The sequence below is a fragment of the Oceanimonas doudoroffii genome, from assembly GCF_002242685.1.
GTDB lineage: Bacteria > Pseudomonadota > Gammaproteobacteria > Enterobacterales > Aeromonadaceae > Oceanimonas > Oceanimonas doudoroffii.
The window spans coordinates 502,454-514,948 of sequence record NZ_NBIM01000001.1; the positions used below are offsets into that span (position 1 = coordinate 502,454).

A 12,495-nucleotide genomic window follows, 5' to 3' on the forward strand; every position below is an offset into this window, starting at 1 on the left:
CGGCTACAGCTGCTTGCCGGCCAGGGCCAGCACCGTGCCCACCCGGTTGGGCATGGGCCGGTGGCGGTGAGTGGCGGCATAGATGGTTTCGCTCACCGGATGGGGCAGGGCATGGGCTTGGATCAACGCCGGTTGTGCAAAGGCCGACACCGCGTGCGCCGGCAGCACGGTAAAGCCCAGCCCCAGGCTGACCGGCGCCAGAATAAGCCCAATCTGGTTGGAGAAGCCGGTTTTGGCGAACTGGCCCACATGTTCAAATTCGGGATAGTTGGCCCCGAGTAACAGGCCGGCATGGTGGGCGCCGTCCGGATGATCGATAAAGCCAAGCGCCAGCAGGCTGGACCAGTCCGGCGTGGTCATGCCGGCCGGGGTCACCAGCAGCAGTGCTTCTTCGGCCATGGCCCGGCACTGCACCGCCTCATGGTTTGAAGGGCGGGTCATCAGCCCCAGATCCACGCTGTGACCGGCCACCGCCTGCTCCACACTGGCATTGGGGGCAAAACGATAGTCGATCACCAGTCTGGGGTGCCGGCGTTGCAATGCCAGCAGCTGGGGGTAAAGTTTCAGGCCCACGCTGCCCGGCGACATGACGCGCACCAGCCCCTCAAAGGCCGGATCCTGCCCCACATGCTGCTCCAGCCCCGATACCGACTGCAAAATTTCCCCGGCCCGCTCATACAGCCGCTCGCCGGCGTGGGTCAGGGTAAACCCCTTGCCCTGGCGTACCAGCAGCGCCACCCCCAGATGCTCTTCCAGTTTGCGTACATGCTGGCTGACCCCCGACTGGGTCATGTGCAACCGCTCGGCGGTGCGGGTGAAATGCCCCACCTCCACCAGGGTGCAAAAACTGCGCAGCCACACCAGATTAATCATCACAAAATATACTCATAATGATAAAAAGCGATAATTTTTAATGATTAAATCACCGGCGTAAGCTTATCTCAACCACAACGAACGAGGTGAGCGCAATGAGCAAGGTATATCCAAGAAACTTTTCCCACATCGGCATTTCGGTGCCGGATCTCGATAAGGCGGTGGAGTTTTACACTCAGGTGATGGGCTGGTACCTGATCATGAAGCCCACCGAGATAACGGAAGACGACAGCGCCATCGGCGAAATGTGCACCGACGTGTTCGGCCCGGGCTGGGGCAGCTTTCGCATCGCCCACCTGTCTACCGGTGACCGCGTGGGCGTGGAGCTGTTCCAGTTCCGCGATCAGCAAAACCCCGAGAACAACTTTGAATACTGGAAAACCGGCGTGTTCCATTTCTGTGTGCAGGACCCGGACGTGGAAGGCCTGGCCGAGCGCATCGTGGCCGCCGGTGGCAAGGCGCGCATGGAAAAACCGCGCTATTACTATCCGGGCAAAAAGCCCTACCGCATGATTTATATGGAAGACCCGTTCGGCAACATTGTGGAAATCTACAGCCACAGCTATGAACTGATCTACAGCGAAGGGGCTTATTGAAGCCACGCCAGGGGCCATCCGGCCCCTGTTTTTTGTGTTAGGGCGATCGCCGCCAGCACAGCCGCAGCCCCAGCAATGCCATCAGCAGCAACAACAGCAGCCCCAGCATGCCCAGCCCTTGGTTCAGTTCCTTCGATGGCAACCATTGCAGGTAATGGACTCGGTATAACCCATTGATAAGCCGAGTGTCCCTGCCTTCCTGCCGCAGGGTGAGGGTGTTCCAGTTCAGGCTGATGTTCACCCCGGTGCTGGTACGGGCATCGGTACCATTCAGCTCAACTATCTGGCCGTAGCGGGCCGGATTGGCCGCCATGGCATCCTGCAGCAGCAACCGGATGCCGGCCTCATCGGGCAACGCAAAAGGGGCATGGCTAGTTGGCCGCAGGTGCTGCCACCGGCCTTCGCGCTGCACCAGCATGTGCCGGCCCAGCACCGTTCTTACCAGCTTCACCTGTTGCCAGTCCGCCTCGGGCAAGAGGGTCGTGCCTTGCTGCAGCGGGTAGGTTCTCACCGCGAGCTGTTCATAGGCGCCCTGGTATCCGGGTTTGATAAAAAACACCATGCCGGTCAGTGCCCAGCCAAACAGCGGCAGCAACAACAGCCAGCCCAGCAGGCGATGAAGTTTTCTTGTGCTTGTCATTCAGATCCTCTGGCCGATGGCGATCAGCGCCACGGCGCCTATGTTATGTCGACGGCGGCACAGGTTACCCCATTACCGCCGACCGGGGTTGCCTGATGTTCATTGCTCGTGGCTTTATTGCGCGGCAGGGCGCGCATCGACTGGGCCGGCTTTGCCTGCCGATCCATGCAGCCACATTTTTCTGTAATAAACCTCGCATCGTGCGCGACAAACTCCCGCGCCATGTTTCAACAAAGCAAAATGGCGCATTTTAAAATCACCCTGAATGCCTTGTGAGAAATTCTTACGCACACGTCTTTCGCAAGCTGTTTTGGTCTGAACCGACCATTCAACGTATTGGAGTATTAGCATGCACGCTCAAACTGCTGGTTTAAAACAAGGTAACATCGGGTACTGTCTGGGGGTTGTTGGTGTGGCGCTGGTGCTCGCCTGGATAGGCATATACAAATTCACCCCCACCGAGGCCAAACTCATTGAGCCGCTGGTGGTCAACCACCCAGCCATGGGCTGGCTTTATGAGCTGTTTTCCGTTCAGGCGGTGTCGAACCTGATTGGTGCCGCGGAGATCGTGGTCGCCATTGGCCTGATTGCGGGGTTTAAAAACACCAAATTGGCGTATTATTCGGGCATTGCGGCCGCGGCAATCTTTGTGACCACGCTGAGTTTCCTGCTCACCACGCCGAATACCTGGAAGCTGTCTGACGGTATTTTGATCACGAACTTTTTCCTGGTGAAAGACATTCTGTTTCTGGCAATATCCATTACCGTGATTGAACGTAACCGGCCCGGAAAATGAGCACCGGTATGACAGCCTGGCTCATTCCACCAGCCGACAAGCCCGGCAACACCCAGTGGAGAGCAAGTTGAAAATTGTTGAACTGCGTGAGTACCGCATCAAGAAGGGCAAGACCGAACAGTGGCTGAACTGGATGCGTGACGAACTGCTGCCTTACCAGCGTTCAAAAGGCATGGTCATTCTTGACACCTATGTGCACCGGGGCTCAGATGAGCGGGATTACTTTGTGTGGCTTAGGGAGTTTGACGACGAGGCGTCGCGGCAGCGTATTCACAAGGAAACCTACAACGAATGGTGGGTGAGTGAGATTCGACCCAGGGTGTTTGAGCTGATCGATGAAGACGCTATCAAGGTGAGGCTGCTGAACAGGCTTGATATGTAATCGGGCATCATTAATCAAAACAGGCCGGGGTGGTTCACCCCGGCCTGTTTTTTTGTGTGAGTTTCGTGCCTGGCTTGGGCAAGGCCCCACTATTTCCTGGCCGTCAGGCTGCGGTAGGCCATGTCGGTCAGATAGTCGTTCAGCCGGTGGGAGGCGGCCACGGCCTCCTTGGCATCGGTATGGCTAACGGCCCTGAGTATGGCCGCATGCAGTGCCGAGGCTTGTGCCAGATCCGAGTGGTCATTTTTATAGGCAAACCAGAACCGGCGTGAAAGGCCCTGCAACGGGGCCATGGCAAGCTGCAGGTATTCGTTGTTTGCCGCCTTGACCAGCAGGCTGTGAATTTGCTTGAGCAGGCTGGAAAAGGTGAGATCGTCCTGGTGTTGTGCACAGGCTTCCAGGTTCGACGCCAGTTCAAGCATTTGTTGCTTTTCCTGCACCGTTGCACGGGATGCCGCATAGCTGACACACAGTGCCTCAATATCCCGGCGTACTTCCAGGATCTTGAGCTGGCTTTCCACCGAAATGGCCGGAATCTGAATGCCGCGACGAGGGTGAATTTCCGCCATTCGTTCATAAGACAGCCGCTGCAGCGCTTCCCGCACCGGTGTTCTGCCAAGCCCCAGGCTTTCGGCGAGCTGCTTTTCACTGACCATGCTGCCCGGCTCTAGCTCGCGAAAAATAATCATGCGTTCCAACAGGTTGTAGGCGGCCTCTGTCTTGTTGACCGACACCGGTGTCATTGCCATCTCGTTCTCCCAGGAAAATGTGGGTAAGCGCGCTCCCCGCGAGCAAGGGATGCCACATCATATCACAATGCGTTAACTGTTGCGCTACAGAAAGATCCTGTATATATTGTGATCATATCATTGATATATCAGTTGGTGACCACAAGTCTATCAGAGGGATCGTCATGAAAGATTGGAAAATTGTTCAGCGGTTTGAAGCGGTGCCGGATCTGCCGGTCCTGGCGGAAGTGGATGTGCTGGTGATCGGTGGGGGGGCCGCCGGCGTGGCGGCGGCGGAAACCGCAAGCCGCATGGGCAAGCGCACCTGGCTTATTGAGAAATACGGCTTTTGTGGCGGCGCCGCCGTGGCCGGGCTGTCGGGCACCATTTGCGGCATGTTTATGGCCAGTGACAACCCCGATGCACAGCCGGAACAGGTGGTATTTGGCTTTACCGAGCGTTTTCGCCAGGCGCTGGCCGACAAAGGGGGAGTGACCGGGCCCCAGCGCTACGGCAAGACCTATACCGTGACCCATGATCCCCTGATGTGGCGTGAGGTGGCCGATGACTTTCTGGAACAGGCCGGTGTAACCACCCTGTTTCACACCGCGGTGACCGGAGTGATCATGAATGGGGATGCCTTTAAGGGCGTGGTGATCGAGTCAAACGCCGGCCAGAGCGTGATCCTCGCCAGGATGATAGTGGATGCATCGGGCGACGCCGCCCTGATCGCCCGGGCGGGCATGGACTATTACTTTGGTGACAACGGCCGCATTCAGAACCCGACCATGTTCTTTCGCATTGCCGGTGTCGATATGGAGAAATACCTCGCCTATTACGGTGAAGACACCATCTGTCCGCCCAAGGTTACCGAGAACATCGTGGCGGCCAACCAGACCGACGACTATGACCTGCCGCGCCATAAAATCTGGATGTTTCCGACCACCCGGCCCGGAGAGTTGATGGTCAATGCCACGCGGCTGGCCGGACAGGATGGCCGCATGCTGAATGTGATTGATCCCAAGGACTTTACCGAAGCCGAAGTATTCGGCCGCCGCCAGGTTCGCAGCTATGCCAAATTCCTCAACCACTATGTGCCCGGCTGTGAAAACGCCTATGTGGTGGATACCGGCGTTGAGGTTGGCATTCGCCAGACCCGCTCCATTGTGGGGGTGGAAACACTGAGCAACGACGATGTGGTGAATTGCCGCAAGCGGGAAGACAGCATCTGCCGCACGCCCTGGCCCATTGAACTGCATTCCGGTGACAAGCCAAAACTGCACTGGTTGCTCAATGATTACTATGACGTTCCCTTCAACACCCTGGTTCCGGTGGTGGGAGAGAACATCATTGTGGCCGGCCGCTGCCTGAGTGCCGAGCACGAGGCACTTGCCTCCGCGCGTGTGACGGCCCAATGTTTTGAGTATGGGCATGCGGCGGGCATTGCCGTGGTAAAGGCCATCGACGAGGGCATCCGCATTCGGGAACTCCCCGTTGATGAAATCCGCAATGTCATGATTGCCAACGGCAGCAAACTGTAAAACGAGGAATGGTTATGAAAGAGTCCATTATCAAGCGCGTCGAGATATATGCCGTTGCGGATCGCAATGCCGCCCATTTGCCCTGGGCCGATAACCAGGAGCCGCTGATCTACACCAACAACCTGGTGCGGCTGATCACCGAAGATGGCACCGAAGGGGTGGGGGCCACCATCAGCTACACGGAAAATGACTTTGACCGCTGTATTCTCGAGGCCATGCGCACCATAGTGCCCGGGCTTATCGGGAAAAATGCCCTGATGACCGAAGCGCTTCATGGCTGGCTGATGAACCGCTGCTCCTGGGGCGGACTGGTCGCCAAGTCACCGATTGATATTGCCGCCTGGGATATCAAGGGCAAAAAAGCCGGCATGCCCCTGTATATGATGCTGGGCGGCGCCCGTAACAAAATGCTCTCTTATGCGTCCACCCCCATGTTTGATACGGTGGAAGAATACTTCCCGTTTATCGACGGCTGCATTGAACACGGCTTTAAGGCCATCAAACTGCATTGCTACTGCGTATATGAAAAAGATCTGAAACTGGTCAAGGCGGTACAGGCCCGATACAAGGATGCCGGCATTGCCCTGATGCTGGACACGGCGACCTTCTATAACCAGCAGGAGGCCATAAAAATGGCCCGCCTGCTGGATGAATACGGCTGGGCATGGTTTGAGGCACCGGTTTCCGATTATGACTACGCCACCTATCAGCGTCTGGTTAAAGACACCAACCTGGAAATTTCCAGCCATGGCAACTGCCTGCTGACCCTGCAGGAAGTGGCCTATGCCCTGGCCAATAATATGTGGTCCGACGTGCGCCAGGACGCCACCGTGTGCGGTGGCATCACGCCGCTCAACAAGTGTTTTGCCCTGGCCGAGGCCCACGGCAAAAACCTGGAGATACAAAGCTGGGGCTATACCGTGACCCAGGCGGCCAATCTGCATGTGGCACTGGCCCATAACAACTGTCGGTTCTTTGAGCAGGCCTACCCCTATGAAAACTTCGAGCTGGGCTCCAAAGACGTGATTCGTACCGACAAGGAGGGATTCGTTCATGCACCAACGAAACCAGGGCTGGGCATTGAGATGGACTGGGACATTGTTCGGGAAAACGCGATAGGACATTATGCTTTCGAGTAATAAGCGTCGTATCTTGGGTAAATAATGGAACGCTCCCGCAACAATGTGGAAGTGGTTTTTATTAACCCGTCTTGAGCCCGGCATGTAACCGGCAAGTATCAATCTGTTCAAATGATATTGCCATTCGGGGTTGTTGGGCGGGTTAATGATAAATGGGACAAAGATAATGAAAGCTACAATGGGAAAAAGTAACTTCGACCGGGTTACTATTGCTATCTCGCTGGTTATTGTTTCTGCAATATCCATGTTCTTTCTGACCAATCCGGAGCAGGCCATCAAGGTTGCCGGAGACATATTTACACTGATTGCCTATAACTTTGGCACACCGATTCTCTGGTTTGCCTTTGGGCTGGTTATTCTGGCGGCCTTTTTTGTTTTCAGCAAATATGGCCATATTCGAATGGGTAACGAAAAACCCGAGTTTTCAACCTTCTCCTATATCGCCATGATGGCACTGGCGGGAGTGGGCTCGGGCACCATCTACTGGGCCTTTCTGGAATGGTCTTATTATATCAAGACGCCCCCGTTTGCCATTGAGGCCGGTTCGGTAACGGCGTCCGAATGGGCGGTTACCTACAGCCTGCATCACTGGGGCGTGATTGCCTGGGCGATCTATGCCATTACCGCCATTCCGGTGATGTATTCCTTCTATATTCGCAAGAACGGCTCGCTCAAAATCAGCGACATTGTCATGTCGATGATAAAAAACAAAACCACCGCCAGGGTCATGGGCCGGCTGATTGAGGTGATGTATCCCATCGCACTGATCTTTGGCCTGCTGATCGTGCTGTCACTCGGGGTGCCGATCATTTCGGCCGCGGTGTCACTGCTGTTTGGTGTTGAGAATACCCTGTTCCTGAAGCTGCTGATGCTCGCCATTGTGGCCGTGCTTCTGGTGACCAGCTCGTTCTTTGGCATTGAAAAAGGCATGCAGAAGATAAGCGAAAATGGCACCTATTTTGTTGTTGCCCTGGTTCTGTATGTGCTGCTGCTGGGGCCAACCCAGTTCATTGTTGAAAACACCAGCTCGTCCATTGCCCTGTGGGCGCAGAATTTCATCATGATGAGCCTGTATACCGATGCCATCAACGAAGCCAAGTTCCCCCAGTCCTGGACGGCCTATTTCTGGGCATACTGGATGATCTTCATTCCGCTGATGTGTGTGTTTGTTACCAAGGTATCCAGGGGGCGCACCATTCGTGAGGTGATTGTGTGCATGATTGGGGGAGGCACCGCCGGCATTGCAACCCTGTTCTCTGTGGTTGGCTCCTTTATGATGAAAACGGAGCTCGACGGCAAGGTCAATATCAGCCAAATGGTGTCCGACGGGCAGGCCAGCGAAGCGATTGTCAGTGCGCTGGAGACCTTGCCGCTGTCTTCGGTGATCCTGGTGGTGTTTATTATTGCCACCTTCCTGCTGCTGGTCACCACCCTGGACGGCTCGGTATTTACCGTGTCTTGCAATACTCAGGACAGGCTGGACGAGAATAACAACCCGTCGACCTACCTGAAGATGTTCTGGTGCCTGGTGATTGTGGCGCTGCCGGCCATTTTCATTATCGTGGATGCCCCGGTGCAGTCGATGCAGTCGGCGATCCTGATCTTTGCATTGCCCATTCTGCTGCTGACGTCTTATATGCTGTATAAAACCATCGGCTATATGCGCAAGGATTACGCGCACCTCAGTGCGGCGGAGATACAGGCGATGCACAGCATTGCGGCAAGCACCGATCAGGTTAACAGGGTGAGTGTGCCGCTGGTAAAGCCGGTGCCGGAACAGGCGTGACCGCCGCCACCATGCAGTAAACAGATTGAAACTAGCGTTAATAATGCCCAACCCCGCTGATGGCGGGGTTGGGCATTATTCATACGAATAGCCGCGAGCGGCGCGCCGGCGCCTGCCAAGGCGCAGCAGCCAGCGCCAGGGCGGGCAGAACAGCAGGGCCGGCACCATCATCAGCCCCAGCAGCCAGGACGGCAGGCGAAACAGCGACTGAGCCAGCAGGCGCAGCAGCTCGCCCTTGTAGGCCATCTTGGCGCTGCGGCTGGCAATTTTGGTGAACCTGACCGCGCCAACCCGGTTCAGCAGCCTGAGCCCGCCCTTGCCAAAGGTGGCGGCCAGCTTGATGGTCTGTTTGCCGGTGGTGGCGGCCAGGCTCACGGCCAGATCGCCACCCAGCCGGTAAAGGGGCCGGCTGTGGTGGCCAAAGGTGCGGGCAAAGCGGGCCATGGTGGCCAGTTCGTCGGCATTGCGGGTGCTGGCCAGCAGCCGAAAGCCACCACGAGTGCGCGCCAGGGTGGTGACATGGGAAAACACGTCTCCCAGCCTGCTTACACTTTTGGACTGCCTGGCCGTTCTGGCCGCCCGCACCAGGGTTTTGCCCAGCCAGGGAGGCAGGCTGCCCAGCCGGCGGGCGGTTTTAAGCGCGACGATACCGCTTTTGGCCACGGTGGCTCCCGCGGTGGCAGGGGCGGCGGCACCGGCGGTGGCCAGGGTGCCGGCACCACTTGCCAGCTGGGCCGTGGTGGCCACCAGCCCCAGGGTAGATAGTGCCACCAGTACTTCGTCCACTTCTTCGCCCCTGGCGAGGTGAATGCCCTGATGGGTGAGATCCCGAATATCTCCGATCACCAGAAAGTCGGTGGCCACCGCCGCCGCCATGCCGATGGTCTCGTCGCTGGTGCCCAGCACCAGCCCCTCGCTCAGTTTTTCAAACCGATAACGCCAGCTCTCCCGCTGGCGGGCAATCTCGTTATGCAGCGCTCGAGCCTGGGGGTTTGAGCTCACATAGTCGTATTCCATAAAAAAGCCGAGATAATCCGCCGCCTCGGCGTAACGGGCCTCGGCCATCAACTGCTGAGTGTGGGGCAGGGGATCGACGCGGGTGAGTGCCAGCGCCGACAGCGTGGTCTGCTGCACCAGTGCCCCGGCGCACACACAGGCCAGCAGCAACAATGCCAGTTTGGTAAAAAGCTTGAGCATGATCTTACCCGGGGTAATGAAGCATCCATCACCATTTTACGATGTTGTTGCAGCTGTTCCCATTAACCAGAGCAGCTTCACGCCCGGCAACGATGCCGCCCTGTAGCCTTGTTGGATAGTCGCGCTGCTTCGATCATCCGATTTCAAAAGAGGTCACACCAAAAAGCCGATGCAAAGGTATATCGGGAATGGCGCCGGTATACATTCTGGCGGTTTCGAACGACACATTCATTCCATGCTTCTCGGCCAATGCAACCGCCGCCTGATTGGTTTCTGGCACATCGAGGTAAATGTGTTCTGACGAAGCAGTATGGGCTTTTAAAGCGAGGAAAAGTGATTCTGCCAGTTCGGGGCTGTTCGCCATCAGGGGGCCTATTTTGTAGCCATCTCGGCATTTTCTTATCACACCGTAGCCAGAGAGTGTGCCATTCTGCATGATGCCAAGGGCATGACAATCCGGCTGGCTTATCCAGGTGCGCGTGAACTGCGCCCTGTTGGCAGGGAAAAAAGGCTGGTCATAGGCCTCAATCATGTCGAAAGGCAGGGTAGACAGTTCAACAACCCCCGAGTGCCGGGGCTGATCACCACCCCCAACGCCTTGGTAGCGGATGTTGCGATAGGCCAGTTTGAAACCGGATTTCCTGTAGTTTTCCTGCTGATCAACCACACCGTCCAGGCCGATGTTCAGGTCCTGAAGGTAGTTAATGCCTGCCTTCCAAATCTCAATGCCATGACCTTTTCCCCGGTATTCGGGTTTGACGATATAAAAGCCAAGAAAGCCAAATGAGTCGTCATATTTAATCACCGATAGGGTGGCAATGGGCTCATCGTCCAGCAGGCCGATGAGAAAACCATGAGGGTCGGCCGAAAAATAGCACTGGGCATCGTGAAGGCCGGGGTTCCAGCCTTCCTCTGCGGCCCATTCGATCGCAAGGTTGATCTCTTCCCGGTTCATGACCCTGATTCTGTAGCGATGATGACTCATGGTTCCCTCTACGAAAAATGAAAGCGCCTTGGAAGCTTAGAAGCGTGCTTAGCAGCAAGCCCGAATTGTATGCTGAATGCCTCAGCCCATGATACTCATTCCGGGCTGCCCAAATTGGTTTGAAGCCGCCGCTACCGCATCATCTTATTCAAAGCGGTTACTCGGCCCGTTTTCACCCTAAGCTAAGCAGAGACAGGGCCGCTAACCGGCCCAGAGGTGATAAGTGATAAGGGGCAAGCATGCTGGCACGCTGGCTACTGACGCTTTCTTTGGTCGCGGTTTTTTCTGGCGCCGCAGACGACTCTCAGCTTCGGCGCTGGGAAATGGCCAAAAATCAGGACGGCATTACCATTCACACCCGCCATCATCGGGATGGTCTGGTGGAGATCCGCGCTCAGATGTTTGTCGTTACCCGCTACGCGGCCTTTATGGCATTGCTGGAAGACAGCCCCAATATTCCCAACTGGATAGACAACGTCTCCTCAAGCCGGGTACTTGAACAGATTTCGCCCACTGAGAACATTGTTTATACCCGCTTTCGGGCCCCCTGGCCGGTACAGGACCGGGATATGGTCACCTATTCCCGGTTTGACCAACCGCCGGGTGCCCTGGTGTTGACCATTGAGGGCGCCTCCCATGCCTATCCACGGCAACCAGGTTACATTCGAATAAAAGCCGTGAAAGCCACCTGGACACTGGCAAAACTGACCAATGGGCTGACCCATATCGAATATATTGCGTTTGCCGATCCCGGCGGCAATTTACCTGACTGGATGATCAACAAGCTCTCGGTGACCAGTGCATTCAACACCTTTCGAGGATTAAGAGTGCAACTGCCCAAGTATCAGAGCAGGACACATCCCGAAGTGAGCGACTGAGCAAAAACGGTATATGGCAAAACAATCCGATTCGGAGGCTTCATCACCGTTATTACATTGTTCAGTGATAATTCACCGCCAATCTTTTAATACACTTTTCACCAGCAAGTGTCGGAGAGAAGAAAGGGGAGAAATGAGTATGCTATCGGGTTGGTTTTACCACCGCCCGGCATTTGGGAAACTGCGAACAACCCCAGAACGGTTCACCGGCATTGGCGCCCCGCTTGCTTTCCCGCAGCAGCATGCCGGCACCACAGCGCGGGCAGGCTGGTTCGGCGGCCTTGCCGGCCACAATGTTCCTTACATGTTTTTTGTGTTTGAGCGCGGTCGCCAGGCCGGGTTTGAGCTTGATTTCTTCCAACAGGGCAATTGCCTCGATGACGTCCTGCCTGCTCAACACCCGTTGGGTGAACGAGCGAATAAATTCGAGGCCACCCCGGCAATAGGTGACGTTGGGCGGCATCTCGGTCTTGAAGGTGCCGTCGCCGACAAACACGATCAGCGAATGAATATGCTCCGGGGACATATTCAGCACCGACTCCAGGGTTTTGGTGTGTTTGTAGTTCTGATGCAGCGGATTCTGAAATTTGGAGGTATGGCGGTAAATTTTCTGAGTCCATTGCTTTTGCTGGGTCGAACCGAAAATCCAGCCTTTCATGTTCTTGGTTTCCAGCACGAAAATGCCAAACTCGGACACCAGCACATGATCGATCTGGGTGGTACCATCCTCGGTGGGCAGGGTGATATTTTTTAGCAGGGTATATTCATTGCCGGGCAGACGGGACAGCATGCGGTTGACCAGAAATTCCCCGAAAAAACCCTTGAACCAGGGGCTCTTAAAGAAAAGAACCAACAGCAGAACGGGGAGTGCATACCAGACGTATGTCATGTAGCTTGCGAAGATACTGAATAAGTCCATTTTAATTCCTTTTGTTTTTTATGGTCTATTAAATG

At 55.8% G+C, this 12,495-nt stretch carries 14 protein-coding genes; 8 read left to right on the forward strand and 6 right to left on the reverse strand.

Annotation, left to right across the window (positions count from 1 at the left end; all coding sequences use genetic code 11):
* Nucleotides 1-3: 3 nt before the first annotated feature.
* The gene (locus B6S08_RS02295; RefSeq protein ID WP_094199165.1) at nucleotides 4-873 is read right to left on the reverse strand and encodes a LysR family transcriptional regulator; all 870 of its coding nucleotides are present in this window, start codon (nucleotides 871-873) and stop codon (nucleotides 4-6) included.
* Between the two features lie 95 nt (nucleotides 874-968).
* Here B6S08_RS02295 and B6S08_RS02300 point away from each other — a divergent pair, with 95 nt between their 5' ends.
* Nucleotides 969-1,469: a lactoylglutathione lyase family protein gene (locus tag B6S08_RS02300; protein WP_094199166.1), complete on the forward strand. Its 501-nt coding sequence runs from the start codon at nucleotides 969-971 to the stop codon at nucleotides 1,467-1,469.
* A gap of 37 nt (nucleotides 1,470-1,506) precedes the next feature.
* Here the strand turns inward: B6S08_RS02300 and B6S08_RS02305 are convergent, their stop codons facing one another.
* The gene (locus B6S08_RS02305; RefSeq protein WP_094199167.1) at nucleotides 1,507-2,109 is read right to left on the reverse strand and encodes a PepSY domain-containing protein; all 603 of its coding nucleotides are present in this window, start codon (nucleotides 2,107-2,109) and stop codon (nucleotides 1,507-1,509) included.
* Between the two features lie 95 nt (nucleotides 2,110-2,204).
* On the opposite strand from B6S08_RS02305, the gene B6S08_RS18360 reads away from it, so the two are divergent.
* The 3 genes from B6S08_RS18360 (at nucleotide 2,205) to B6S08_RS02315 (ending at nucleotide 3,287) form a co-directional block, all read left to right on the forward strand.
* Nucleotides 2,205-2,363 carry a hypothetical protein gene (locus B6S08_RS18360; protein ID WP_169716356.1) on the forward strand — a complete coding sequence of 53 codons (159 nt, stop codon included), beginning with the start codon at nucleotides 2,205-2,207 and terminating at the stop codon, nucleotides 2,361-2,363.
* A gap of 95 nt (nucleotides 2,364-2,458) precedes the next feature.
* Nucleotides 2,459-2,905 carry a DUF417 family protein gene (locus B6S08_RS02310; protein WP_094199168.1) on the forward strand — a complete coding sequence of 149 codons (447 nt, stop codon included), beginning with the start codon at nucleotides 2,459-2,461 and terminating at the stop codon, nucleotides 2,903-2,905.
* A 67-nt stretch (nucleotides 2,906-2,972) separates the two neighbouring features.
* Entirely contained in the window at nucleotides 2,973-3,287 is a 315-nt protein-coding gene (locus tag B6S08_RS02315; RefSeq protein ID WP_094200514.1) for an NIPSNAP family protein, read from the forward strand.
* An 89-nt stretch (nucleotides 3,288-3,376) separates the two neighbouring features.
* Here the strand turns inward: B6S08_RS02315 and B6S08_RS02320 are convergent, their stop codons facing one another.
* Nucleotides 3,377-4,036: a GntR family transcriptional regulator gene (locus B6S08_RS02320; protein ID WP_206063720.1), complete on the reverse strand. Its 660-nt coding sequence runs from the start codon at nucleotides 4,034-4,036 to the stop codon at nucleotides 3,377-3,379.
* 164 nt (nucleotides 4,037-4,200) lie between these two features.
* Between B6S08_RS02320 and B6S08_RS02325 the strand changes: the two genes are divergently transcribed.
* The 3 genes from B6S08_RS02325 (at nucleotide 4,201) to B6S08_RS02335 (ending at nucleotide 8,481) form a co-directional block, all read left to right on the forward strand.
* A complete protein-coding gene (locus B6S08_RS02325; RefSeq protein ID WP_094199170.1) occupies nucleotides 4,201-5,556 on the forward strand; it encodes an FAD-dependent oxidoreductase in 1,356 nt (451 codons plus the stop codon).
* A 14-nt stretch (nucleotides 5,557-5,570) separates the two neighbouring features.
* Nucleotides 5,571-6,695: a mandelate racemase/muconate lactonizing enzyme family protein gene (locus B6S08_RS02330; RefSeq protein WP_094199171.1), complete on the forward strand. Its 1,125-nt coding sequence runs from the start codon at nucleotides 5,571-5,573 to the stop codon at nucleotides 6,693-6,695.
* 178 nt (nucleotides 6,696-6,873) lie between these two features.
* Complete coding sequence (locus tag B6S08_RS02335; protein ID WP_169716357.1) at nucleotides 6,874-8,481, forward strand: BCCT family transporter; 1,608 nt, start codon at nucleotides 6,874-6,876, stop codon at nucleotides 8,479-8,481.
* Between the two features lie 75 nt (nucleotides 8,482-8,556).
* On the opposite strand, the gene B6S08_RS02340 is transcribed toward B6S08_RS02335, so the two are convergent.
* A complete protein-coding gene (locus B6S08_RS02340; RefSeq protein ID WP_094199173.1) occupies nucleotides 8,557-9,678 on the reverse strand; it encodes a hypothetical protein in 1,122 nt (373 codons plus the stop codon).
* A 133-nt stretch (nucleotides 9,679-9,811) separates the two neighbouring features.
* The gene (locus tag B6S08_RS02345) at nucleotides 9,812-10,663 is read right to left on the reverse strand and encodes a GNAT family N-acetyltransferase (protein WP_094199174.1); all 852 of its coding nucleotides are present in this window, start codon (nucleotides 10,661-10,663) and stop codon (nucleotides 9,812-9,814) included.
* Nucleotides 10,664-10,986: 323 nt separating this feature from the next.
* Between B6S08_RS02345 and B6S08_RS02350 the strand changes: the two genes are divergently transcribed.
* Complete coding sequence (locus B6S08_RS02350; RefSeq protein ID WP_211284140.1) at nucleotides 10,987-11,541, forward strand: START domain-containing protein; 555 nt, start codon at nucleotides 10,987-10,989, stop codon at nucleotides 11,539-11,541.
* Nucleotides 11,542-11,683: 142 nt separating this feature from the next.
* Here B6S08_RS02350 and B6S08_RS02355 read toward each other — a convergent pair whose 3' ends face one another.
* Nucleotides 11,684-12,460 carry a nuclease-related domain-containing protein gene (locus B6S08_RS02355; protein WP_094199176.1) on the reverse strand — a complete coding sequence of 259 codons (777 nt, stop codon included), beginning with the start codon at nucleotides 12,458-12,460 and terminating at the stop codon, nucleotides 11,684-11,686.
* Nucleotides 12,461-12,495: the final 35 nt, after the last annotated feature.

Bases quoted from the DNA above. Each gene is read 5' to 3' on its own strand.
- B6S08_RS02300 (WP_094199166.1), top strand. From the start codon at position 969: ATGAGCAAGGTATATCCAAGAAACTTTTCCCACATCGGCATTTCGGTG.
- B6S08_RS02310 (WP_094199168.1), top strand. From the start codon at position 2,459: ATGCACGCTCAAACTGCTGGTTTAAAACAAGGTAACATCGGGTACTGT.
- B6S08_RS02350 (WP_211284140.1), top strand. From the start codon at position 10,987: ATGGCCAAAAATCAGGACGGCATTACCATTCACACCCGCCATCATCGG.
- B6S08_RS18360 (WP_169716356.1), top strand. From the start codon at position 2,205: ATGTTCATTGCTCGTGGCTTTATTGCGCGGCAGGGCGCGCATCGACTG.
- B6S08_RS02355 (WP_094199176.1), bottom strand. From the start codon at position 12,460: ATGGACTTATTCAGTATCTTCGCAAGCTACATGACATACGTCTGGTAT.
- B6S08_RS02295 (WP_094199165.1), bottom strand. From the start codon at position 873: ATGATTAATCTGGTGTGGCTGCGCAGTTTTTGCACCCTGGTGGAGGTG.
- B6S08_RS02345 (WP_094199174.1), bottom strand. From the start codon at position 10,663: ATGAGTCATCATCGCTACAGAATCAGGGTCATGAACCGGGAAGAGATC.
- B6S08_RS02335 (WP_169716357.1), top strand. From the start codon at position 6,874: ATGGGAAAAAGTAACTTCGACCGGGTTACTATTGCTATCTCGCTGGTT.
- B6S08_RS02305 (WP_094199167.1), bottom strand. From the start codon at position 2,109: ATGACAAGCACAAGAAAACTTCATCGCCTGCTGGGCTGGCTGTTGTTG.
- B6S08_RS02330 (WP_094199171.1), top strand. From the start codon at position 5,571: ATGAAAGAGTCCATTATCAAGCGCGTCGAGATATATGCCGTTGCGGAT.
- B6S08_RS02340 (WP_094199173.1), bottom strand. From the start codon at position 9,678: ATGCTCAAGCTTTTTACCAAACTGGCATTGTTGCTGCTGGCCTGTGTG.
- B6S08_RS02320 (WP_206063720.1), bottom strand. From the start codon at position 4,036: ATGGCAATGACACCGGTGTCGGTCAACAAGACAGAGGCCGCCTACAAC.
- B6S08_RS02325 (WP_094199170.1), top strand. From the start codon at position 4,201: ATGAAAGATTGGAAAATTGTTCAGCGGTTTGAAGCGGTGCCGGATCTG.